General features: G+C 71.3%; 18 protein-coding genes and 3 tRNA genes. 10 read left to right on the top strand and 11 right to left on the bottom strand.

From position 1 onward, the window contains the following. Positions 1–78 precede the first annotated feature (78 nt). The 3 genes from E5083_RS13140 to E5083_RS13130 are packed head-to-tail and all read left to right on the top strand — an operon-like array spanning position 79 to position 3,048. Positions 79–1,323, top strand: coding sequence for an ABC transporter substrate-binding protein (locus E5083_RS13140; RefSeq protein WP_208754039.1), 1,245 nt, complete (start codon positions 79–81; stop codon positions 1,321–1,323). Next, entirely contained in the window at positions 1,320–2,222 is a 903-nt protein-coding gene (locus E5083_RS13135) for a carbohydrate ABC transporter permease (RefSeq protein ID WP_135785821.1), read from the top strand. Before E5083_RS13140 ends, E5083_RS13135 begins: the two co-directional genes overlap by 4 nt. Continuing rightward, positions 2,215–3,048: a carbohydrate ABC transporter permease gene (locus tag E5083_RS13130; protein WP_135785820.1), complete on the top strand. Its 834-nt coding sequence runs from the start codon at positions 2,215–2,217 to the stop codon at positions 3,046–3,048. The genes E5083_RS13135 and E5083_RS13130 overlap by 8 nt, the downstream gene beginning before the upstream one ends. Positions 3,049–3,061: 13 nt before the next feature. Here the strand turns inward: E5083_RS13130 and E5083_RS13125 are convergent, their stop codons facing one another. The 4 genes from E5083_RS13125 to E5083_RS13110 all read right to left on the bottom strand — a co-directional run bounded on the left by E5083_RS13125 (position 3,062) and on the right by E5083_RS13110 (position 7,170). After that, entirely contained in the window at positions 3,062–3,688 is a 627-nt protein-coding gene (locus tag E5083_RS13125) for a class F sortase (protein WP_135785819.1), read from the bottom strand. Positions 3,689–3,808: 120 nt separating this feature from the next. Next, positions 3,809–4,351: a hypothetical protein gene (locus E5083_RS13120; RefSeq protein ID WP_135785818.1), complete on the bottom strand. Its 543-nt coding sequence runs from the start codon at positions 4,349–4,351 to the stop codon at positions 3,809–3,811. 295 nt (positions 4,352–4,646) lie between these two features. Continuing rightward, on the bottom strand, positions 4,647–6,293 hold the full coding sequence (locus tag E5083_RS13115; RefSeq protein WP_135785817.1) for a M4 family metallopeptidase: 1,647 nt from the start codon (positions 6,291–6,293) through the stop codon (positions 4,647–4,649). A gap of 199 nt (positions 6,294–6,492) precedes the next feature. Further along, positions 6,493–7,170, bottom strand: a complete 678-nt coding sequence (locus E5083_RS13110) for a SanA/YdcF family protein (RefSeq protein WP_135785816.1) — start codon at positions 7,168–7,170, stop codon at positions 6,493–6,495. A 153-nt stretch (positions 7,171–7,323) separates the two neighbouring features. Between E5083_RS13110 and E5083_RS13105 the strand changes: the two genes are divergently transcribed. From E5083_RS13105 to E5083_RS13090, 4 genes are all read left to right on the top strand, one after another. Continuing rightward, positions 7,324–8,598, top strand: coding sequence for a deoxyguanosinetriphosphate triphosphohydrolase (locus tag E5083_RS13105; RefSeq protein ID WP_135785815.1), 1,275 nt, complete (start codon positions 7,324–7,326; stop codon positions 8,596–8,598). A 115-nt stretch (positions 8,599–8,713) separates the two neighbouring features. Continuing rightward, a complete protein-coding gene (locus E5083_RS13100; protein ID WP_135785814.1) occupies positions 8,714–9,973 on the top strand; it encodes an NAD(P)/FAD-dependent oxidoreductase in 1,260 nt (419 codons plus the stop codon). Positions 9,974–10,020: 47 nt separating this feature from the next. Then, complete coding sequence (gene dnaG, locus E5083_RS13095) at positions 10,021–11,928, top strand: DNA primase (RefSeq protein ID WP_135785813.1); 1,908 nt, start codon at positions 10,021–10,023, stop codon at positions 11,926–11,928. Positions 11,929–12,021: 93 nt separating this feature from the next. Beyond that, positions 12,022–13,254, top strand: a complete 1,233-nt coding sequence (locus E5083_RS13090; protein WP_425276721.1) for an RNA polymerase sigma factor — start codon at positions 12,022–12,024, stop codon at positions 13,252–13,254. Positions 13,255–13,353: 99 nt separating this feature from the next. Here E5083_RS13090 and E5083_RS13085 read toward each other — a convergent pair whose 3' ends face one another. The 4 genes from E5083_RS13085 to E5083_RS13070 all read right to left on the bottom strand — a co-directional run bounded on the left by E5083_RS13085 (position 13,354) and on the right by E5083_RS13070 (position 19,002). After that, a complete protein-coding gene (locus E5083_RS13085; RefSeq protein ID WP_135785812.1) occupies positions 13,354–15,282 on the bottom strand; it encodes an ABC transporter ATP-binding protein in 1,929 nt (642 codons plus the stop codon). Continuing rightward, the gene (locus E5083_RS13080) at positions 15,282–17,015 is read right to left on the bottom strand and encodes an ABC transporter ATP-binding protein (protein WP_135785811.1); all 1,734 of its coding nucleotides are present in this window, start codon (positions 17,013–17,015) and stop codon (positions 15,282–15,284) included. The genes E5083_RS13085 and E5083_RS13080 overlap by 1 nt, the downstream gene beginning before the upstream one ends. Before the next feature lie 127 nt (positions 17,016–17,142). Continuing rightward, a complete protein-coding gene (locus E5083_RS13075; protein WP_135785810.1) occupies positions 17,143–18,597 on the bottom strand; it encodes a xylulokinase in 1,455 nt (484 codons plus the stop codon). A 96-nt stretch (positions 18,598–18,693) separates the two neighbouring features. After that, a complete protein-coding gene (locus tag E5083_RS13070) occupies positions 18,694–19,002 on the bottom strand; it encodes a YtxH domain-containing protein (RefSeq protein ID WP_135785809.1) in 309 nt (102 codons plus the stop codon). A gap of 171 nt (positions 19,003–19,173) precedes the next feature. Between E5083_RS13070 and E5083_RS13065 the strand changes: the two genes are divergently transcribed. The 3 genes from E5083_RS13065 (at position 19,174) to E5083_RS13055 (ending at position 19,588) form a co-directional block, all read left to right on the top strand. Continuing rightward, positions 19,174–19,246, top strand: a tRNA-Asn gene (locus E5083_RS13065). A 6-nt stretch (positions 19,247–19,252) separates the two neighbouring features. Beyond that, positions 19,253–19,325: transfer RNA gene (locus E5083_RS13060), tRNA-Asn, on the top strand. 189 nt (positions 19,326–19,514) lie between these two features. Continuing rightward, a tRNA-Ile gene (locus E5083_RS13055) sits at positions 19,515–19,588 on the top strand. A 329-nt stretch (positions 19,589–19,917) separates the two neighbouring features. On the opposite strand, the gene E5083_RS13050 is transcribed toward E5083_RS13055, so the two are convergent. From E5083_RS13050 to E5083_RS13040, 3 genes are all read right to left on the bottom strand, one after another. After that, complete coding sequence (locus E5083_RS13050; protein ID WP_135785808.1) at positions 19,918–20,940, bottom strand: TolB family protein; 1,023 nt, start codon at positions 20,938–20,940, stop codon at positions 19,918–19,920. A 233-nt stretch (positions 20,941–21,173) separates the two neighbouring features. Then, complete coding sequence (locus E5083_RS13045; RefSeq protein ID WP_208754038.1) at positions 21,174–22,436, bottom strand: MFS transporter; 1,263 nt, start codon at positions 22,434–22,436, stop codon at positions 21,174–21,176. Between the two features lies 1 nt (position 22,437). Then, complete coding sequence (locus E5083_RS13040) at positions 22,438–23,325, bottom strand: alkaline phosphatase family protein (RefSeq protein ID WP_135785807.1); 888 nt, start codon at positions 23,323–23,325, stop codon at positions 22,438–22,440. Positions 23,326–23,351 lie beyond the last annotated feature (26 nt).

Raw genomic sequence — 23,351 nt, 5'->3', positions numbered from 1 at the left:
GCAACACCCTCTTCGTACTCGTCCCGCATCGTTGATCGCCGGGCCGGGCATCGATGACGGAAGCGAGGAGGTGCTCAGATGGCGGTCAGTCGTAGGGGACTGTTGGGTGCGGGGGCGGGCGTCGGGTTGCTGGCCGCCTGCGGGGGCAACACCGGGCGCGGGGACAGCAAGGGTGGTACCAGGCTGGCGCAGTGGTACCACCAGTACGGGGAGGCCGGTACCGAGCAGGCCGTCAAGCGGTATGCCGCGGGGTACGACAAGGCCGACGTCAGTGTGCAGTGGCGGCCCGGGGACTACGACCGGCAGACCGCCGCCGCGCTGCTCACCGACTCCGGGCCGGACGTCTTCGAGGGGAGTCCATCGCTCGACCAGATCCAGGGCGGCCAGGTCGTCGATCTCACCGACCTGCTCGAAGGGGTGAAGGACGACTTCAACCCCGCCGTGCTCACCCCCAAGACGTACGACGGCAAGATCTGGGGCATCCCGCAGGTCATCGACATGCAGATGCTCTACTACCGCAAGAGCCTGCTGAAGGCCGCCGGTGTCGAGCCGCCCACCACCCTGGACGCCCTCATCGACGCCGCCAAGCGGCTCACCACCGCCAAGGTCAAGGGCCTCTTCCTCGGCAACGACGGCGGCGCGGGCGTCCTCTCCGGAACCCCCCTCAACGCAGCCGGACTTCAACTCGTCACCGACGACGGCAAGGTCGGCTTCGACGACCCCGCCGCCGCCCGCACCCTCGGCAAACTCCACCACCTGTACGCCGACAAGTCCCTCCTCCTCGGCGCCCCCACCGACTGGTCGGACCCCGCCGCCTTCCTCCAGGGACTCACCGCCATGCAGTGGTCCGGCCTCTGGGCGCTGCCCCAGATCAGCAAGGAACTCGGCGACGACTTCGGGGTGTTGCCCTTCCCCAAGGACGGCCCGCACGGCGCCCCCGCCGTCCCCGTCGGCGCGTACGGCTCCGCCGTCAGCGCGCGCAGCCGGCACCGGGCGGCCGCCAAGGAGTACGTGAAGTGGCTGTGGGTCGAACGCACCGACTACCAGGAGGAGTTCGCCCTCTCCTACGGCTTCCACATACCGGCCCGCATCTCCCTCGCCCGCAAGGCGGCCAAGCTGCGGTCCGGCCCTGCCGCCGACGCCGTCCGCTTCACCACCGAACACGGCCACGCCCAGCCCCTGTTGTGGACCCCCGCGAACCAGACGGCCTACCAGGACGCCCTGGTCCGGATCATCAAGGGCGGCGCCAATCCGGAGAGCGAAGTGCGGGCCGTTGTACGGAAGGTGAGCGCCGAACTCGACCGGGTGAAGAAGAAGCGGTGAAGCACCGGTCAGCGCTGTGGTTCTGGGTTTTCGTCGGCCCCTTCGCCGCCGGACTCGCCCTGTTCACCTACGTCCCGCTGCTGTGGAGCGTCGGCCTCAGCTTCTTCGACGCGCACAACACCGTCACGCCCACGCACTTCGTCGGCCTCGACAACTACACCGCGATGCTGCGGGACGACGCCTTCCGGGACAGTCTCAAGACCTTCCTCGTCTTCACCGCGTTCATCGTGCCCACCACCTACGTGGTCTCCCTGACCCTCGCCCTGATGGTCAACCGGGTCCACTGGGCACGCGCCTTCTTCCGGTCGGTGTTCTTCCTGCCGGCCGCGTGCAGTTATGTCGTCGCGGCCCTGGTCTGGAAGATGTCGATCTTCAGCGGGGTGCGGTTCGGGCTCGCCAACACCGTCCTCGGCTGGTTCGGCGCCGACTCCGTCGCCTGGCTCGCCACCCCCGACCCACCCTGGTACTGGCTGGTCCTCATCACGGTACGGCTCTGGCTCCAGGCCGGCTTCTACATGATCCTCTTCCTCGCCGGGCTCCAGCGCATCGACCCGGCGCTGTACGAGGCCGCCGCCGTGGACGGCGCCCGGCCGGGCTGGACCGTACTGCGCCACATCACCCTGCCCCAACTGCGCGCCACCTCCGTCGCGGTGGTGCTGCTGCTCGTCGTCAACGCCTTCCAGGCGTTCGACGAGTTCTACAACCTGCTCTCCGACGCCCGCGGCTACCCGCCCTACGCCCGGCCCCCGCTCGTCTACCTCTACTACACCGCCCTCGGCCAGGGGCAGAACCTGGGACTCGGCAGCGCCGGTGCCGTGATCCTCGCGCTGGTCATCGCCGTGGTGACCGTCGCCCAGGCGCGCTGGCTGAAGCTCGGGAGGACCGACGCCGATGGATGACGCCCTCGTACGGGCCGGCCGCGCCCTCAGGCTCGCCGTGCTGATCGCGCTCGCGCTGCTCTTCCTGATCCCCTTCTACCTGCTGCTCCGCAACGGCCTGTCCACCGAGCGGGACATCACCTCGCCCGAGTGGACCTTCTTCCCGCACGAGCTGCGCTGGGACAACGTCCACGAGCTGTTCGCGGACACCTCCGTCCCCTTCGCCCGCTCCCTGCTCAACTCCGCGCTGATCGCCGTCGCCACCACCCTCGGCACCCTCCTGCTCGCCTCCCTCGCGGGCTACGGCCTCGCCCGCATCCCCTACCGGCACGCGGACAAGGTCTTCTACGGCATCCTCGGCACCCTGCTGATCCCGGCCGCCGTCACCTTCGTGCCCAGCTTCGTGCTGGTGTCCTCGCTCGGCTGGATTTCCACCCTGCGCGGCCTCATCGTGCCGACCCTGTTCTCGGCGTTCGCCTGCTTCGTCTTCCGCCAGTACTTCCTCGGGTTCCCCAGGGAGCTGGAGGACGCGGCGCAGGTCGACGGGCTCGGATACTGGCGTACGTACTGGCTGATCGTGGTACCGAACGCCCGGCCGGTGTTCGCCGCCGTCGGCACCATCGTGTTCCTCGGCGCCTGGAACTCGTTCCTGTGGCCGCTGGTCATCGGCCAGGACCAGAGCGCCTGGACGGTCCAGGTGGCCCTGTCGTCCTTCACCACCGCCCAGGTGATCCGGCTGCACGAACTGTTCGTCGCGGCGGCCGTGTCGATCCTGCCGCTGCTCGTGGTCTTCCTGGTCTTCCAGCGGTGGATCGTGACGGGAGTGGAGCGCTCCGGCATCGACTGACCGGCGCGGGCCGTCAGGTGCCGTGCGCGCCCGTCAGGTGCGCGAACACCACCACATTCCCCTGATACCCCGTCGACTTGGAGTACCCGCCCCCGCAGGTGATCACCCGGAGTTCGGGGCGGGACGAGGCGCCGTAGACCTTCTCGTCGGGGAAGTTCTTCGCCGAGTACACCTCCACCGCGTCCACCGTGAAGACCGCCGTCGTCGCGTCCTCGCGGTCGACCTCGATCGTGGTGCCGCGCTTGAGGGCGCCGAGGTCGTAGAAGACGGCGGGGCCCTGGGTGTTGTCGACGTGGCCGGCGACGACGGCGGTGCCGGTGTCGCCGGGGGTGGTGCCGGCCTCGTACCAGCCGGCGAGGTTCTTCTCGGCGGGGGGAGGGACGTCCAGGCTGCCCGAGGAGGTCAGGGCGAGGCCCATCAGGGGAGCGTTCACCCGGATCGCGGGGATGCGGATACGGGTGGGCGGGGACGCCATCAGGGGAGGGGCGCCGCCGCGTTCACCACCAGGATCGGGGCGGCCCTCGGCGGCGGACGGCTGCGGGGGAGTACCGGTACCGGTACTGGTACCGAGCAGCCAGACACCGGTACCGAGCGCGACCACCGTGACGGCGGCTATGGCGGTGTCGCCGATCCTGCGCATGGGGGCCCCTTCCCGGAGACGACCCTTGGGGGAAGGCCCGCCCCCTAAGGGTCACGAGGGGCATCGGACCCTTAGGGGGCGGGCTTCGCGGTACCGGCGACGGACAGCGGAGGGTGTCCGTCAGATCCCGTCGCCTCTCGCCCGGCGATGCAGGAGCCAGGTACCGCCCGCGGCGGCGACGGCCAGAGCCGCCACACCCGCCGTGGTCTGCAAGGGACCGGGGCCCAGGGCGCCGCCGACTCCCGTCTTCACACTGCCGTGCGGCTGCACCTGCCCGTGCGCCCCGGCCATGGTCACCCTCAGGTCCCCGGTGACCTGCTTCTCGCCTTCCGCGCACCGCGCGACGATCTCGTAGGTACCCGGCTGCGCCCCCGCCGGTACCTGGAACTGTCCGATCGCCTCGCCCTCGTGCGTGGTCGGCGCCAGCGCGAACGTCCCCGCGCCCACGGCCCCCGCGTCACCGACCGCCGCGCCCTTCTCCCCGCAGGCCGCCGTGTTCACCGTGACCTGGCTGCCGGGCAGCGCGGTGGACGGGTACACCTGGAGGCTGCCGACCCGCGCGGGCGTCAGCCGCGCCGCGTCCGCGTGGGCCGGAACGGTGCCGAGCCCGGCCGCGGCTACGGCCAGCGTGGTACCGGTCAGCAGACGGGCGGTGCGTCGCATGGTGCTCCCCAGAGCTTGTCCGACTCGTGTCCTTCACTCGTGTGATGCGGGGGACGTGCCCCTGCCCTTCCGAGGTAAAGGCCACCGCGCCCCGCCCGCCTCCCGAGCCGGAGCCCTCGCTGCGGTGAACGGGTGGCGCCCGCCGCCCCCGCACGGGTGAGGCGGCACGACGTAACAGCAGGTCAGGGGCACATCAGGGACAGAGCGCCAAGTGCACACGAATGGCGTGCGGCCGGGGGGAACGCGAAGACGGTGCGCCGGAAGCCCGACGCACCGTCAGCCATCACTCAACCTACTAATTCACGTTCACCGCGCTCCACGCCGCCGCGACCGCGTTGTACTCCGCGCTCCCGGCCCCGTACAGGTCCTTCGCCGCGTTCAGGGTCGCCGTGCGGGCACCCGCGTACTTGGTGGAGGAGGTCATGTACACCGTCAGTGCCCGGTACCAGATCTTGCCGACCTTGTCCCGGCCGATGCCGGTCACCGACTGACCGCCCGCCGTCGGCGAGTCGTACGAGACACCGTTGATGGTCTTCGCGCCGCTGCCCTCGGCGAGGAGGTACGCGAAGTGGTTGGCGACGCCGGAGGAGTAGTGCACGTCCAGGTTGCCGAGCGAACTGGACCAGTAGTCGGCCGAGTTGCCGTCCTTGGAGGGCTTGTCCATGAAGCGCAGCGCGGCCTTGCCGAAGCCGGGCTTCACGATGCGCTCACCGATGAGGTAGTCGCCCTTGTCGGTGCCGTTGTCCGCGTGCCACTCGACCATCGTGCCGAGGATGTCCGAGGTCGCCTCGTTCAGGCCGCCGGACTCGCCCGAGTACGTCAGCGCGGCCGTCTTGGAGGTGACGCCGTGCGTCATCTCGTGCCCGGCCACGTCCAGCGCGACCAGCGGGCCGAAGGTGGTGCCGTCACCGTCGCCGTAGGTCATGCAGAAGCAACTGTCGTCCCAGAAGGCGTTGTTGTAGTTGCTGCCGTAGTGGACGCGGTTGTACGAGCCCTTGCCGTCGCCCGCGATGCCGTTCCGGCCGTGGACGTCCTTGTAGTAGTCCCAGGTCTGGTCGGTGCCGTACTGGGCGTCGACGGCCGCCGAGGCACGGTCGGCGGTGGCACCGGTGCCCCAGTGGTTGTCGGCGTCGGTGAACACCGTCGAGGGGGCGCGGCTCAGGCAGATCCCGAGGATGCACAGGTCGGTCTTGTTGGCCGCGTCACCGGTGTACGTGTTGCCGCGCGTGGCGTCCTTGAGCTGGTACGACGACCCGGACTGGGTGGTCTGAAGCGGAACCGTCCCGCTGTACAGCGACTTGCCGTCGCCGGCGGCCGTCTCGATGCTGTCCCAGGCGTCGATACGGGCGCCGGTGCGGGCGTCGGTCAGCACGGTACGGCCCACCGGGTTGCCCAGGGTGTCCAGGCCGACCGCGTTGGTCCGCCAGGCCAGTCTCGGCTTGCCGTGCAGGGCGTCGACGACCAGCTCCGGCTTGGCCTTCGCCTGCGTCAGCTTCCGGGGGCTGGCGGAACGCAGCGCGTCCACCGCGATCCCGGCGGCCTTCGAACCGGGCAACTTCGGGGTGACCGTAGGCAGTTCGAGCGCGGTACGGGTGGCGCGGTCGGCGCCGCGATAGCCGCCGCCGGAGTTCAGGTGCACCACGAAGTCCCCGCCGAGCACAGGGAGTTGGTGGTAGGTGCGGTCGTAACGGACGTGCTGCGTACCGTCCTTGTCGACGATCACGTCCCGGACACTGGTGCCCTGGTCGGAGGTGAGGCCGAGGCTCGCGGCATGCGCCACGAGCAGGGAGGCCGCGTCCGCGAGCGTGGTCGCCCGCTTCGGCCCGGCGTCGGCCTGGGCGGCGGGGGAGAGGGCGGTGACCAGCAACGTCGCCGCCGCCGCAGCGGCAGTGGCGGTGGCAAGACGACGGGACCCGCGGACGTGCTGCCGTATCCGGCTCATCGGTCTCCTTGGGTGAGGCGCGAGGCGTGGGGGTGGCGCTGATGTCCTAGAGATTTAAGAGGGCATGACATGTCATGTCCATAGCGCCTTCGGGGGGCCTGATGGCGTTCTCGTGGAGATCCCCTACGGGGCGTGACGGCACGTGGAGATCCCTTAGGGGACCCGCGACCAGGGGACCCGCGACTAGAGGACCGGCGGCCTAAGGGGCGCTCGCCAACGCCCGCTGGATACCCCGCTCCCGTGGCCCCAGGAACTCCGGGGACGGGTGGAACGCCGCGTCCAGCGCCGCCTTCCCCGCCGCGAAGACCTCGCGGGTGCCTCCGTAGTACCAGGTGGCGTCGTGCTTGTCGTTCACACCGAGGCCGTACGACGAGACGCCCGCCGCCTCGCAGAGGGCGACCGCGCGGCGGATGTGGAAGGTCTGGCTGATCAGGACGGCCCGGTGGACGCCGAAGATCCGGCGGGCGCGGACGCAGGAGTCCCAGGTGTCGAAGCCCGCGTAGTCGCTGACGATGCGTTCGGCGGGGACGCCGTGGCGGCTGAGGTAGGCGCGCATGGCGCTCGGTTCGTCGTAGTCCTCGCGGCTGTTGTCGCCCGTCACCAGGACCGCCTTGATGCGGCCGGCGCGGTACAGGCCGGCGGCCGCGTCCAGGCGGTGGGCCAGGTACGGGGACGGGCCGCCGTTCCACAGGCCCGCGCCGAAGACGACCGCGACCTCGGTGCGCGGCACGTCCGCAGCCGTGCGCAGCCGGTCCGCCGTGGAGACGTACAGCCAGGTCGACGGCAGCAGGGCCAGCACGCACCCCCCGACCACGCCCCGCACCAGCCGTCGGCGCCCCCGCACCGTACGCGGCAGCCTCGGTCGGCCGATCCTCATCCCGCCCCCTGTGTCCGGTCCCGTACCGGAGGACGTGAATCGCGGCCGTGTGGTTCACTCGACCACCACTCGCCCCCTGCTCAACCCCCGCACACCGCCACAATTCCGTCACCCCTGCCGCGCGATGTCCGTACCGGCGCTTACTGTCGAGGCATGGAAGGCACCGCACACCCCTCGGCCTACGACCCGACCTCCGTCGAACGCTGGGCACCCGAACCCGACAAACGCCCCGGCCGCACCGCCTTCCAGCGCGACCGCGCCCGCATCCTGCACTCCGCCGCGCTGCGCCGCCTCGCGGGCAAGACCCAGGTCGTCACGCCCGGCACCCGCACCCCGGCGTGGGACGCCACCCCCCGCACCCGCCTCACCCACTCCCTGGAGTGCGCCCAGGTCGGCCGCGAGCTGGGCGCGGCCCTCGGCTGCGACCCCGACCTGGTCGAAGCCGCCTGCCTCGCGCACGATCTCGGCCATCCCCCCTTCGGCCACAACGGCGAGCAGGCGCTGAACGAGTTCGCGGACGACATCGGCGGCTTCGAGGGCAACGCCCAGTCCCTGAGGCTCCTCACCCGCATCGAGCCCAAGCGCTTCACCCCCGAGGGCTCCGTCGGCCTCAACCTCACCCGCGCCACCCTGGACGCCGCGACCAAGTACCCCTGGCCGCGCGGCACCCACCCCACCGACCCGGCGTCCCCCAAGTTCGGCGTCTACGACGACGACCGCCCCGTCTTCGACTGGGTCCGCAAGGAGGCCCCCGGCACCCGCACCTGCTTCGAGGCGCAGGTCATGGACTGGGCCGACGACGTCGCGTACTCGGTGCACGACGTCGAGGACGGCCTGCACGCCGGCCACGTCGACCCCGGCTGCCTGCACGCCGACCCCGAACGGGAGGCGGTCTTCGAGGTCGCCATCGGCCGCTACGTCCCCGCGGACACCGACCCCGCCGAACTCGCCGAGGCCCTCGACCGGCTCCTGGACCAGGAGTGGTGGCCGCACGGCTACGACGGCACCGCGGGCGCCCAGGCCCGGCTCAAGGACGCCACCAGCCAGCTCATCGGCCGCTTCTGCCTCGCCGCCGAGACCGCCACCCGCGCCGCCCACGGCACCGGCCGCCTCACGCGGTACGGCGCCGAACTCGTCGTACCCCGCGAGGCGCGCATGGAGTGCGCGGTGCTCAAGGCGGTCGCGGACCGGTACGTGATGCAGCGGGCCGAGCAGGAACTGCTCCGCGCCGATCAGCGCATCGTCGTCGCCGAGCTGGCCGAGGCGCTCACCCTGCGCGCGCCGGAGGGGCTGGAACCGCAGTTCAGGGCGCTGTTCGACGAGGCGGAGAGCGACCAGGCGCGCAAGCGGGTCATCGTGGACCAGATCGCCTCGCTGACCGACGCGTCCGCCCGCACCCTGCACGCCAGGCTCACCGGGCATATGTAGCGGGAAAATGACGGGGGGTGGCCCGTTTCCGGTCACCCCCTCTTCCCGCACCACGCCGCGTGCGGGACGCTCGCCTGAAGCCTGATAGCGGTGCATCGTTACGAGGAGGCATCAAGTGGTCGACGCGGATCAGACGTTCGTCATCGTCGGAGGCGGGCTCGCCGGAGCCAAAGCGGCCGAGACGCTCCGCGCGGAAGGGTTCACCGGCCGCGTGATACTGATCTGCGACGAGCTGGACCACCCCTACGAGCGTCCGCCGCTGTCCAAGGGACACCTGCTCGGCAAGGAGGAGCGCGACAGCGTCTTCGTCCACGAGCCCGCCTGGTACGCCCGGAACGACATCGAGCTGCACCTCGGCCAGACCGTCGACGCCATCGACCGCGCGGCCCGGACCGTCCGCCTCGGCGACGACGGCACCCTGATCCGCTACGACAAGCTGCTGCTCGTCACCGGCGCCGAACCCCGCCGCCTCGACGTCCCCGGCACCGACCTCGCGGGCGTCCACCACCTGCGCCGCCTCGCCCACGCCGAGCGTCTCAAGGGGGTGCTGGCCGCCCTCGGCCGGGACAACGGCCACCTGGTGATCGCGGGCGCCGGCTGGATCGGCCTGGAGGTCGCGGCGGCCGCCCGCGAGTACGGCGCCGAGGTCACCGTGATCGAACCGGAGCCCGCCCCGCTGTACGGCGCCCTCGGCCCCGAGCTGGGCAACCTCTTCGCCGAGCTGCACCGAGAGCACGGGGTCCGCTTCCACTTCGGGGTCCGGCTCACCGAGATCATCGGCCAGGACGGCATGGTCCTCGCCGCCCGCACCGACGACGGCGAGGAACACCCCGCGCACGACGTGCTCGCCGCCATCGGCGCCGCCCCGCGTACGGCCCTCGCCGAGGCGGCCGGGCTGGAGCTGGCCGACCCGGCGGTGGGCGGCGGCATCGTGGTGGACGAGCGCCTGCGCACCTCCGACCCCGACATCCACGCCGCCGGTGACGTGGCGAACTTCCCGCTCCTCGGCGGCCGGCTGCGCGTCGAGCACTGGGCCAACGCCCTGAACGGCGGCCCGGCGGCGGCCCGCGCGATGCTCGGCCAGGACGTCACCTACGACCGCGTGCCCTACTTCTTCTCCGACCAGTACGACTTGGGGCTGGAGTACAGCGGCTGGGCGCCCCCCGGCTCCTACGACCAGGTCGTCCTCCGGGGCGACGCAGGCAAGCGCGAGTTCATCGCCTTCTGGGTGCGCGAGGGCCGGGTGCTCGCCGGGATGAACGTGAACGTGTGGGACGTCACAGAACACATCCAGCGCCTCATCCGTTCCGGCGCCGAGGTGGACGTGGAGGCCCTCGCCGACCCCCACGTCCCGCTCGCGAGCCTGGTGCCGTGAGGACCGGGCGCGCGGGGAGTGTCCCCGGACCCCCGTAGAATTCATCCGTGGCAGGACGGATCAACGACGAGGACGTGAAGGCGGTACGGGACGCGGTCCCGATCGACGCCGTGGTCTCGGAGTACCTCCAGCTGCGCAACGCGGGCGGCGGCAACCTCAAGGGCCTCTGCCCCTTCCACGACGAGAAGTCGCCGTCCTTCCAGGTCAGCCCGAGCAAGGGACTCTTCCACTGCTTCGGCTGCCAGGAGGGCGGCGACACCATCACCTTCGTGATGAAGGTGGACCACCTCTCCTTCTCCGAGGCCGTCGAGCGCCTCGCCGGCCAGGCCGGCATCACCCTGCGCTACGAGGAGGGCGGCTACAACCCCGCCCACCAGCGCGGCGAGCGCATCCGCCTGGTCGAGGCCCACAAGATCGCCGCCCAGTGGTACGCCGAGCAGCTCGCCACCAGCCCCGAGGCCGACACCGGCCGGGTCTTCCTCGCCGAGCGCGGCTTCGACCAGGCCGCCGCCGTCCACTTCGGCGTCGGCTACAGCCCCCAGGGCTGGGACCACCTCACCCGCTATCTGCGCGGCAAGGGCTTCAGCGACAAGGAACTGATCCTCTCCGGCCTCGCCCAGGACGGCCGCCGGGGCCCCATCGACCGCTTCCGGGGCCGCCTGATGTGGCCCATCCGGGACATCGGCGGCGAGGTCGTCGGCTTCGGCGCCCGCAAGCTCTACGAGTCCGACAACGGGCCCAAGTACCTCAACACCCCCGACACCGCGATCTACAAGAAGTCCCAGGTCCTGTACGGCATCGACCTGGCCAAGCAGCAGATCGCCAAGTCCAGCCGGGCCGTCGTGGTCGAGGGCTACACCGACGTCATGGCCTGCCACCTCGCCGGGGTCACCACCGCCATCGCCACCTGCGGCACCGCCTTCGGCGGCGACCACATCAAGATCCTGCGCCGGCTGCTGATGGACAACGGCTCGGCCCGCGTGATCTTCACCTTCGACGGCGACGCGGCCGGACAGAAGGCCGCGCTGCGCGCCTTCGAGGACGACCAGAAGTTCGCCGCCGAGACCTACATCGCCGTCGCGCCCGACGGCATGGACCCCTGCGAACTCCGCCTCGCCAAGGGCGACGAGGCCGTGGCCGACCTGGTCCAACCCCGCACCCCGCTCTTCGAGTTCGCGCTGCGCCAGATCGTCGCCCGCTACGACCTCGACACCCCGGCCGGCCGCGCCGCCGCCCTGGACGAGGCCGCGCCGGTCGTCGCCCGGATCAAGAACAGCGGCGCCCAGCACGAGGTCGCGGTCGACCTCGCGGGCATGCTCGGCATCCTCGACACCCAGTTCGTCGTCAAGCGCGTCGCCCAGCTCGCCCGCTGGGCCCGCGACCGAGGCGGCAAGGGCGGCGCCGCCCCGCAGACGCAGTCCCGCGCCCCCCAGCAGAGCTGGGAGGCCGCGCCCCGCGCCACCGGCGGCCCCGCCCTCACCCTGCGCAACCCGGTCTACGCCACCGAGCGCGAACTCCTCAAACTCGCCCTACAGCGCCCGGAGTTGGTCTCTCCCGCCTTCGACGCCTACGGCCTGGACGAGTTCACCGCACCCCCGTACGCGGCCGTCCGCCAGGCCATCGCGGAGGCCGGCGGCGCCGAGTTCGGCACCCAGGACCCCCAGGAGTACGTCGTCCGCGTCCGCGAGGCCGCTCCCGACGACACCGTCCGGGCCATGGTCACCGAGCTGGCCGTGGAGACGATCATGCGCCGCACGGTGGACGAGACGTACGCGGGCATGGTGCTGGTGCAGATCAGGCGCCGTGCCGTCACCCGCCGCCTCACCGAGCTGCAGTCCACCCTCACCCGCCTCGGCAACACCGATCCGGCCCAGTCGGCGGCCGTGCAGAACGAGATGATGGTGCTCACCCGGTACGACCGGGCACTCCAGCACGAGGGTCCGACCGCTCTCTAGGCGCCCCAGCGCCTCAGGATCACCACGCGGTCACGGACCGGAAGCAAAAAGTCACCGCACGACTCTCGTGGCGAAGATGTGTCGTACCCCACACTGGGGGCGGTGCCCGAGTCTCCGGAGCGCAGGCCGTCGACTTCGCGCTCCGCCGCGCCGCTGCCGCACACCCCCCCCGGAGCAGCGATCATCCTGGAGGTCGCCCCCGTGCAGACCCACACCCTCACGCAGATGGCCCGTAGCGCCCACGGCGGTGCCGAGCCGGGCCTGCTAGGGGCCGTGCCCGCGCAGAGCCATGGCGACCCGGCGACGGCCCCGGAATCCACTCCGGAGGACGCCCCCGAGCCGCCCGCCGAGGCGCTGACCGGCGACGACGAGCCCGTGACGCCCGTGCGCGGCGCCTCCCGCACCGAGAGCGGCGGCCCCTCCGCCGACCTGTTCCGCCAGTACCTCCGCGAGATCGGCCGCATCCCCCTGCTCACCGCCGCCGAGGAGGTCGAACTCGCCCGCCGGGTGGAGGCCGGCCTCTTCGCCGAGGAGAAGCTCGGCACCACGCCCGTGCTCGACAGCGGGCTCGCGCTCGACCTCGACCGGATCGTCGTCATGGGCCGCATGGCCAAGCGCCGCCTCATCGAGGCCAACCTGCGCCTCGTCGTCTCCGTCGCCAAGCGGTACGTGGGGCGCGGGCTGACCATGCTCGACCTCGTCCAGGAGGGCAACCTCGGCCTCATCCGCGCGGTGGAGAAGTTCGACTACGCGCGCGGGTACAAGTTCTCGACGTACGCGACGTGGTGGATCCGGCAGGCGATGTCGCGTGCGCTCGCGGATCAGGCCCGGACGATACGGGTGCCGGTGCATGTCGTGGAGCTGATCAACCGGGTCGTCCGGGTGCAGCGGCGCATGTTGCAGGAGCGGGGGTATGAGCCGACCCCCGAGGAGGTGGGGGCCCATCTCGAACTCCCTCCGGAGCGGGTGCGTGAGGTGTTGCGCCTGGCGCAGGAACCGGTGTCTCTGCACGCGCCGGTGGGGGAGGAGGACGAGGTCGCCCTCGGTGACCTCATCGAGGACGGGGACGCGGCAAGTCCCGTGGAATCGGCCGCGTTTCTGCTGCTACGGCAGCATCTGGAGGCTGTGCTGTCGACGTTGGGGGAGCGGGAGCGGAAGGTGGTCCAACTCCGGTACGGCCTGGCGGACGGCCGCCCCCGCACACTGGAGGAGATCGGCCGGCTGTTCGGGGTGACCCGCGAGCGGATACGCCAGATCGAGTCCAAGACCTTGAGCAAGCTCCGGGATCACGCGTACGCGGACCAACTCCGGGGCTATCTGGACTGACTCCCCCTGAGCTGCGGGCAGTCGTGCCGCTTGGGGCGGCACGGGTGGGCGCAGCGGCACCCCGCCAACGCGGGCAAGTGCGCCCACCCCCGCCCCGGTTCAGTCGACCTCGGCTACCGCCTGCGCGAACTGGGCCTTGTACAGCCGCGCATACGCCCCGTCCGCCGCCAACAGCTCCGCGTGCGCGCCCTGTTCCACGATCGCGCCGTTCTCCATCACCAGGATCGTGTCCGCGTCCCGGATGGTGGAGAGACGGTGGGCGATGACGAACGAGGTGCGGCCGTCGGCCAGTTTGGCCATCGCCTTCTGGATGAGAACCTCGGTCCGCGTGTCCACGGAACTCGTCGCCTCGTCGAGCACGAGGATCACCGGCTCGGAGAGGAACGCCCGCGCGATGGTGATGAGCTGCTTCTCACCCGCGCTGACCCCCGTCCCCTCGTCGTCGATCACCGTGTCGTACCCCTCGGGCAGCGTACGGACGAACCGGTCCGCGTGGGCGGCCCGCGCGGCCTCCTCGATCTCCCCGCGGGTGACGTCCCGCGAGGCCCCGTAGGCGATGTTCTCCGCGATGGTGCCGCCGAACAGCCAGGTGTCCTGGAGGACCATGCCGATCCCGGCGCGGAGGTCGTCGCGGGACATGGTGCGGATGTCCACCCCGTCGAGCGAGATCCGGCCGCCCGTGACGTCGTAGAACCGCATCAGGAGGTTGACCAGCGTGGTCTTGCCCGCGCCGGTCGGGCCGACGATGGCCACCGTCTGGCCCGGCTCCACGGTGAGCGACAGATCCTCGATCAGCGGCTTCTCCGGGTCGTACCGGAAGGACACGTGGTCCAGCTCCACCCGGCCGCGCCGCTCGGCGGGACGCGTCGCCGGCACCGGGTCCGCCTCCTGCTCCTCGGCGTCCAGCAGCTCGAACACCCGCTCCGCCGAGGCGACCCCGGACTGCACCAGGTTGGCCATGGAGGCGACCTGGGTCAGCGGCATCGAGAACTGGCGGGAGTACTGGATGAACGCCTGCACGTCACCGATGGACAGCGTGCCCGAGGCCACCCGCAGCCCGCCGACGACGGCGACCAGCACGTAGTTCAGGTTGGACACGAACATCATCAGCGGCTGCATGACCCCGCTGTGGAACTGCGCCTTGAACCCGGCCTCGTACAGCTCGTCGTTCTGCTCGGCGAACTGCTTCGCCGACTGCTCCTGGCGGCCGAACACCTTCACCAGGGTGTGCCCGGTGTACATCTCCTCGATGTGGGCGTTCAGCGTGCCGGTGGTGCGCCACTGCTGCACGAAGTGCGGCTGGGACCGCTTGCCGACCCTCGTCGCCACCACGAAGGACAGCGGCACCGTCACCAGCGCGACCAGCGCCAGCAGCCAGGAGACGTAGAACATCATCACCAGCACGCCGATGATGGTCAGCACCGCGTTGATCAGCTGGCCCATCGACTGCTGGAGCGTCTGCCCGATGTTGTCGATGTCGTTGGTGGCGCGGGAGAGCACCTCACCGCGCTGCCGCTTGTCGAAGTAGGACAGCGGCAGCCGCGACAGCTTGGCCTGCACCTGCTCGCGCAGCCGGTACATCGTGCGGTTCACGGCCCGGTTCACCAGCCGGGTCGCCACCGCCATCAGCAGACCCGCGACCAGGAAGACCCCGAGCGCCAGCAGCAGCACCCGGCCGACCGCGTCGAAGTCGATGCCCTGGCCGGGCGTGAAGTCGGTGCTGCGCAGCATGTCCGCCACCGAGCCCTGGCCCCGCGCGCGCAGCGAGTCCAGCACCTGCTCCTTGGACGCCCCCGCGGGCATCCGCCGGCCCACGATGCCGGCGAACACCAGGTCGGTGGCCTTGCCCAGGATCTTCGGGCCGATCACGCTCAGCCCCACGCTGATCACCACGCAGGCCAGCAGCCCGAAGATGGTGCCCCGTTCGGGCCGGAACTGGGACACCAGCCGCTTGCCCGAGTTCTTGAAGTCCATCGACCGCTGGTCGGGGCCGCCCCCGGCCATCATGCGTCCCATGGGACCGGCCATCAGGCGGCCTCCGCTTCCGTCAGCTGGGAGAGCACGATCTCCCGGTACGTCTCATTGCCCGCCATCAGCTCGTGGTGGCGGCCGGAGCCCACCACCCGGCCCTCGTCCAGCACGATGATCCGGTCCGCGTCGCGGATGGTCGCCACCCGCTGGGCCACGATCACCACGGTGGCGTCCGCCGTCTCCCGGCCGAGCGCCGCGCGCAGCGCCGCGTCGGTGGCGTAGTCGAGCGCGGAGAACGAGTCGTCGAAGAGGTAGATCTCCGGGCGCTGGACCAGCGTGCGGGCGATGGCCAGACGCTGGCGCTGACCGCCCGACACATTGGTGCCGCCCTGCGAGATCGGCGCCTCCAGACCGCCCTCCAGCCGCTCCACGAACTCCTTGGCCTGCGCGGTCTCCAGTGCCGCCCACAGCTCGTCGTCGGTGGCGTCCGGCTTGCCGTAGCGCAGGTTGCTGCCGACGGTGCCGGCGAACAGGTACGGCTTCTGTGGGACCAGGCTCACGGTGCGGGCCAGCAGGGCCGGGTCGGCCTCGCGGACGTCCACGCCGTCCACCAGGACCTCGCCCTCGGTGGCGTCGAACAGCCGGGGGACGAGGCCCAGCAGGGTCGACTTGCCGCTGCCGGTCGAGCCGATCACGGCAGTGGTCTCGCCCGCGCGGGCCACCAGGTCGATGGAGCGCAGCACCGGCTCCTCGGCGCCCGGATAGCGGAAGCCCGCGTTCCGGATCTCCAGGTGTCCGCGCCCGCGCAGCTCGGTGACCGGCTCAGCCGGCGGCACGACACTGGACTCGGTGCCCAGCACCTCCTGGATGCGCTCGGCACACACCTCCGCGCGCGGCACCATCATGAACATGAAGGTGGCCATCATCACGGACATGACGATCTGCATCAGATAGGCGAGGAACGCGGTCAGGTCACCGATCTGCATCCCGCCGCTGTCGATCCGGTGCGCGCCGAACCACACCACGGCGATGGACGACACGTTCACCACGGTCATCACCATGGGGAACATCAGCGCCAGCATCCGCCCGGTGGCGAGCTGCATCTCGGTCAGGTCGCCGTTGGCCTTGCCGAACCGCCCGTGCTCGTACTCGTCGCGGACGAAGGCGCGGATGACGCGGTTGCCGGAGATCTGCTCGCGCAGCACCCGGTTCACGGTGTCCAGCCGGGTCTGCATGGACCGGAACAGCGGCCGCAGCCGGCGCACGATCAGCATCACGCAGATGCCCAGCACCGGCACCACCGCGATCAGCACGGCCGACAGCGGCACGTCGAGCCCGAGGGCCAGCACGATGCCGCCGACGCACATGATGGGCGCCGACACCATCAGCGTGAACGTCATCAGGACCAGCATCTGGACCTGCTGCACGTCATTGGTCGTACGGGTGATCAGCGACGGCGCGCCGAAGTGGCCCAGCTCCCGCGAGGAGAAGGACTGCACCCGGTCGAAGACCGCGCCACGCAGGTCCCGGCCGAGCGCGGAGGCGGTGCGGGCGCCGAAGTACACGGCACCGATGTTGCAGACGACCTGGACCAGCGAGATGCCGATCATCAGGGCGCCGAACGTCAGGATGTAACCCGTGTCACCCTTCACGACACCGTTGTCGATGATGTGCGCGTTGAGGGTGGGCAGGTACAGCGTGGCGCTGGTCTGGAGGAGCTGCAGCAGCACCAGCAGGGCGATGGGTTTTTTGTAGGGCCTGAGACAGGTCCGCAGAAGTCGTATGAGCACGCTTGTCTCTCGGAGTCGGCGGTGGGGCGGTGAAACCGCCCATGGCCCTATCGTCGGGCACTCCACCGGTGTTACCTCAACCGATTAACCCATCGGGTGCCCCGCCGGCTCCGTCCGGTACGTACGGTTACGGCCGGAACGCCCCCGGATGCGTCTGCTCCCGCACCGCCACGTACTGCTGGCGCACCGCCTGCCCCACGGCCAGATCGTCACCGGGCTCCAGCACCTGCGCGGCCGCCCCGTGCCAGGCGGGCGGGGTACGCGGGTCCAGGGTCCCCTGCGCGGCCCCGAGGGCCCACGCGGCCTGGCGGGCGGCGCCGATCGCCGCGTAGTCGGCGGGCTGCGGCACGACCACCTGCACCCCGAACAGCGACGGCGCCATGGCCTGTACGGCGGGCAGCTCGGCGGCCTGCCCCAGCAGGAAGATCCGGCGCACCGCGACCCCCCGGCCGCGCAGCACGTCCAGCGCGTCCGCGAGCCCGCACAGCATGCCCTCGAAGGAGGCCCGCGCCAGGTGCACGGCCTTCATCGACTCCCGGCGCAGCCCGGCCAGGGTGCCCGCGGTGTGCGGCAGGTTGGGGGTGCGCTCGCCCTCCAGGTAGGGCAGCAGGACCAGGCCGTGCGAGCCGGGGGTGGACTGCAGCGCCAGCTCGGAGAGGGCCTCCAGGTCGGGCAGGCCCAGCAGTTCGGCGGTGCCGCGCAGGGCCCGTACGGCGTTCAGCGTGGTGACGACCGGCAGGTGCATGCCGGTGGCGTCGGCGAGGGAGGTGATCATCCCGGTCTGGTCGGCCAGGGCCTCGGTGTGCACGGCCATCACCGACCCGGAGGCGCCCAGTGAGACCACCGCGTCGCCCAGGCCGATCCCGAGGCCGAACGCGGCGGCCATCGTCTCGCCCGTACCGGCGGAGATCAGCAGCCCCTCCGGAGTGGTGCCCGCGGCCTCGGCCGGGCCGATCACCTCGGGCAGCGCCACCTGGTGGCCGAGCGCCAGCTCGACCAGGTCGGGCCGGTAGGCGCCGGTGGCGGCGGACCAGTACCCGGTGCCCGAGGCGCCGCCCCGGTCGGTGGTCCGGCGCACCGGCCGCCCCAGCAACTGCCACACCAGCCAGTCGTGCGCCTGGAGCAGTACGGCGGTACGGCTGGCGTTCTCCGGCTCGTTCTTCGCCAGCCAGCGCAGCTTGGTCACCGGCCGGGCGGCCTGCGGCACACAGCCCACCGCCTGCGCCCACGCCTCCCGGCTGCCGAGCGCGTCGATCAGGTCGGCGGCGGCCACCTGGGCCCGCTTGTCGGCCCCGGCCATCGCGGGGCGCACGGTGTTGCCCTGGGCGTCCAGCGGGACCACGGCGCCCGCCTGCGTGGAGACGCCGATGGCCTGCACGCCCTCCAGCAGCCCGCCGCCCGCCGCCTCCCCCAGGGAGAGCAGCCACGCCTGCGGGTCGACGTCACTGGGGCGCGGGGCGCCGTCCGGCACGTCCAGCGGATGCGGGGCGTACCCCTGACGCAGCACGGCCCCCGTGTCCGTGTCGCAGACCACGATGCGAGTGAATGCGGGCGAACTGTCCAACCCGGCGACTATCCCCATGGCTCAAATTCTGCCGCAGTGCGCGGACTGCTCCCGCCGGTACGCCGGTGCCCCCTGGAGCCGCGCTTCAGGGGGCACGTGCGTGGGGTGGCCGGTTCAGGGGTGGCTGGTGCCCCAGTCGTCCTCGGCCGGCCGGCCGTGGCCGTTGCGGCCCAGGCGGGAGCGAACGCGGTCGGTGAACGACTCGGGGACGTGATCGCCGACCTTCTCGCTGACCGTGTGCAGTGCCTTGCCCGCGTAGACCTTGCCCTGCTGGGCGGCGGTCTCGGCGGAGTTGCGCACGGCGGGGTTCTGCGCGACCCCGCGAGCGGCCTTCTTGATCTGCTCGTAGCGCTGCTGGCCGGCGCGTGCTCCGAGTACGTATCCGACGGCCAGTCCGGCGACGAACGTGAGCCGGTAGCGCATGTGGGCCACCCTTCCTTGCGTAGTCCCTGACGGGGGTCTGTGGTGCGGTGCCGGCGCCGGAGGCGAACCGATTGGCGGAGCACCCCCCTGCTTGCGCTAATGTATGTGTCGCAGCGAGCGCCCGCCCCCTGGCGAATACCCAGGTGGATGCGTTCGATGCAGACGAAGCGATCCCCTGTAGCTCAATTGGCAGAGCAGCCGGCTGTTAACCGGCAGGTTACTGGTTCGAGTCCAGTCGGGGGAGCTTCGATCCCCTGTAGCTCAATTGGCAGAGCAGCCGGCTGTTAACCGGCAGGTTACTGGTTCGAGTCCAGTCGGGGGAGCGCGTTGGACGAGGACGGTGGACGAGGACCCTGCGGGGTCCTTTTTCATGTCCGGGAGTCTCTGAGCGAGCGGGGAGCGTCGTTCCAGGTCAGGGAAGCAGCGCGGAAGCCGACCATCCGAAGCAGGAGATCGTATGAGCGGCTATGCTGCGGCAGACGGCGCGCACAGTTGTACGCGACACGCCGCGAGGGGCGGTAGCTCAGCCGGTTAGAGCAGCGGACTCATAATCCGTCGGCCGTGGGTTCGAGTCCCACCCGCCCCACCTTCGCGCTCCGCCGTAACGCCGTTCTCACCTGCGGCGGAGCGTCAGACTTCGGCAGTACGGGTCTCCTTGAGAGGGGCCCCAAGAGCGTCTGCTCGCCCCATGCTCGCCCGAAGCGTCGGCGGGCCGCGTCGGCATCGCCGGCCGGGCACGTCCAAGAACCCTCGGATCTCGCGCGAAGCGGTGACGTCGCGGTGTCCGGGAGGGCGTCGACGCGCTGGTGATCTTCGAGATGCTCGTCGGCCTGCACCACACCCGCGCCCTCATGAGCAACGAACCACGGGGGACGGTCGGCGCCGGCCTCGTCCTGGACACCGTCCTGGTCGGGGCTAGTCGACGTACGCCGGAGACACTGCGGCAGTTGCCACGCGGTGGGCCTTGCCCCTCCCGTCGGCCGGGACCGTGTAGAGGTCGGCGCCGTAGTCGCCGGGGAGGGCGTAGATCAGGGTGTGGTTGTCGCGCCAGACCAACTGGTCGTCCACGCTGCGGGGTTCGGCGAGGGGGGTCTCGCGGGCGGTGCTCAGGTTCAGGACGTACAGGTGCCAGGGGGCGTCCTTCGGGGCGCTCTTGACGCGTTTCTTGTAGGCGATGCGGGTGCCGTCCGGGGAGAGGGACGGGCACTCGACGTTCGGGTGCAGGGTGGTGAGCGTGCGGGTGCGCAGGTCGCCGCGGACCAGGTAGGTGCTGCCGTGCGTCGCTATGGTGGCGTAGAAGGTGCGGTCGTCGGCCGCGAAGGTGACGCCCCAGAAGTTCACGTCCGCCGCGCGGTAGGGCCGGCCGTCCTTGACGATCCGGTACGCCTCCAGGGTGGGGGTCAGCCTTCCCGTACGAGTGTCGACGATCGCCGCCCGGGTGGAGAAGGCGGTACCGGCGTACGAGTCGCCGCCCACGAACGCCGTCCAGGCGGCGAACCGGCCACTGGGGGAGACCCGGGCGCGCGAGGGGATGCCCGGTACGTCGTACCGTGCCCGCTCCTTCAGCCTCGCGTCCAGGATCACCGCGCGGTAGGTGTCCTGCACCGGCCCGTGCACCGCTTGCAGGCAGACTCCGGTGCCCGAAGCGGCGTAGAAGCGGAGGCACTTGACGCCGGACGCGGTGCGCGGGCCCGACGGGTCGTCCGCCGGGGCCGACACCAGCTCGTCGCGGTGCGGGCCCCATGCCATGTTCCGGAAGACGACGCGGGGGTTGCCTCCGGTCAGCGTGAGCCGTCCGGCGGTGATCCGTGGGCCGTCCGGGCGGGCCTGGTCGCGCCGCTCGGCCCGCGCGGACGCGTGCAGCACGGATGCCGTCGCGACACCTACCAGGACGACGAGCGCCGATACCAGGATCAGGACGCGGGAACGGAGGGTCATGCGGGCCTTTCGAGGGTCGGGGATGTGGGGCGACGGCGACGGGGGCACCCGGGGGCATGCCGGTCTCGCCAGTACCGGGACCCGGGGCGACGGCTACCAGGCCGCGCAGTGCCGGTACCAGGATCAGGGTGCGGGAACGCAGGGGCTCCCGGCCTCGCCAGTACCGGGATGCAGGGCGCCGGCTACCAGGCTGCGCAGCGCCGGTACCAGGACCAGAACGCGGGCACGCAGGTTCATGCCGGACTCTCCGGGGCGATCGGCCGCAAGGCGAGCGCCACCAGCCCGCACACCGCCAGCGCCACGGCCGACCCGGCCAGAGCCGTGCGGTCCCCCCACGCCGTCCACGCCGCGCCGAAGGTCAGTGAGCAGGTGAAGCGGGCCAGGGCCTGGCCTGTTTGGACCAGGGCGAGGCCGGACGAGCGGAGTTCCGGGGGCACGGTGTCGGCGGCCGCCGCCATCAGTACGCCGTCGGTCGCCGCGTAGAAGGCGCCGTGCAGGAGGAGGACGGTGTACGGCAGGGCGGGGCCGTGCCAGGGGGAGAGGAGCAGGCCGTATGCCAGGAGGAGGGTGAGGTGGCCGGTGAGGAACATCCGCCAGCGGCCCACCCGGTCGGCGATCCGGCCCAGCGGCACCGCCAGCAGCAGGAAGGCCGCCGCCGTGCCGAGGGGCAGCAGTGCGAACCAGCGGTCCGGTACGCCGAGCCGACGTTGCAGCAGCAGGTAGACGAACGAGTCGCTGACCGTGGCGAGGCCGAGCAGCAGGGCGCAGACGGTGATGCGCCGCAGGTCCCGGCGGCGCAGCAGGGCGAAGGCGGCGCGCAGGGTCGTACGGGTGGCGCTCTGGGCGACGGGAGCGGCCGCGCCTCCCGGTACGAACAGCACCAGTACCAGGACCCCCACCACCGCCACGCAGAAGCTCACGGTGAAGACCGCGTCGTAGCCGTCGACCGTGGCGCGCAGGACGAGGAACGCGGCCAGCGGACCGAGCAGCGCGCCCGCCGTGTCCATCGCCCGGTGCACACCGAAGGCGCGGCCGCGGGTCGCGGGGGTGCTGGACAGGGAGATCAGCGCGTCGCGCGGGGCGGTGCGCAGGCCCTTGCCGGTGCGGTCGAGGGCCAGTACCAGGCCGATCGGGGTGAGCGTCTGGGCCACCAGCAGCAGGGGCTTGCAGGCCGCCGACAGGGCGTACCCGGCGCCCGCCACCCACTTGTGGCGCCCGCCGCCCCGGTCGGCGAGGTGGCCGCCGGCCAGCCGGACCAGCGCCGAGACGCCGTTGTAGATGCCGTCGAGCAGCCCGAAGCCCAGCGGGGACAGACCGAGGCCCGCCACCAGGTACAAGGGGAGCACGGCGGTGACCATCTCCGAGGAGACGTCGGTGATCAGGCTGACCGTGCCGAGCGCCAGCACGGTGGGCGCGACCGCGGTGAGGCGCCGCCCGGCCCGGGGCCGGACGGCGTCCGCCGCGGACGCCGTCGCGCGGCTGTCCGCTACGTACATGTCACGGAGTCCAGATGCCGGTGATGTCCTTGGCGGAGGCGGCGTTGCCGGCGTGCGGCAGGCCGTGCAAGTCCTCCAGCGTGCGCAGCAGGTCGTAGTGGTTGTACGTGGTCGACGAAGTCGAACCCGCCGTCACGCGCTGCCCGTACAGCACCGTCGGGATGCGGTTGCCGCTGAGCCGGTTGTCCTCGTCGAAGGTGACGACGAGGAGGCTGTTGTGGGTCTTCGCCCAACTCGCGTACGCGCCCAGCTTGTTCTTCAGCCAGGTGTCACCCGTCGACACCGAGCAGTCGTGCATGTCGCTGCACAGGTTGGGGACGACGAACGACACCTGCGGGAGCGTCGAGTAGTCCGTCGGGAACTGCGTGAACATCTTGGCGCTGGACGTGGGTACGTTGCTGAAGCCGAACCACGGGTTGTGCTTGCGGGCGTAGTCGCCGCTGCTGCAGGTGGTCGAACCCTGGCTGGGCAGCGTCTCGTTGTAGCTGGCCCACGACTTGCCCGCGCCGATCAGCTCGGAGGCGAGGTTGGGCGCGGAGGAGAAGCCGGGGGTGTAGCAACTGTCGTCGGTGATGCCCTGGGTCGAACCGGAGAACAGGGCGAAGTAGTTGGGCTGGCTGGGGTGGGTCTCGGCGTAGGACGCGGTGAGGCTCGCGCCGCCGGTGCGCAGCGAGTTGATGTACGGCGCGCTGGACGAGCCGATCACCTGGCTGTAGGCGTGGTTCTCGAAGACCACGACGACCGTGTGGTCCGGGGTCGGGACGGCGGCCGCGGCCTGGGCGGGCGAGGACCCGCCGACCCCCGACCACAGCCCGGCCGCGGCGGCGACGAGAGCGAGAGCGGACGCCACGGCGGCACGGCCGCGACGAGGGACGTTTCTGCCGGACACTGCTGACCTCCGGTGAGGAGCGGGGG

This window comes from Streptomyces bauhiniae, from assembly GCF_004784475.1.
Lineage (GTDB): Bacteria > Actinomycetota > Actinomycetes > Streptomycetales > Streptomycetaceae > Streptomyces > Streptomyces seoulensis.
The sequence above is the reverse complement of the archived record's forward strand: the minus strand, read 5'-3'. Positions and strand labels throughout refer to the sequence as shown.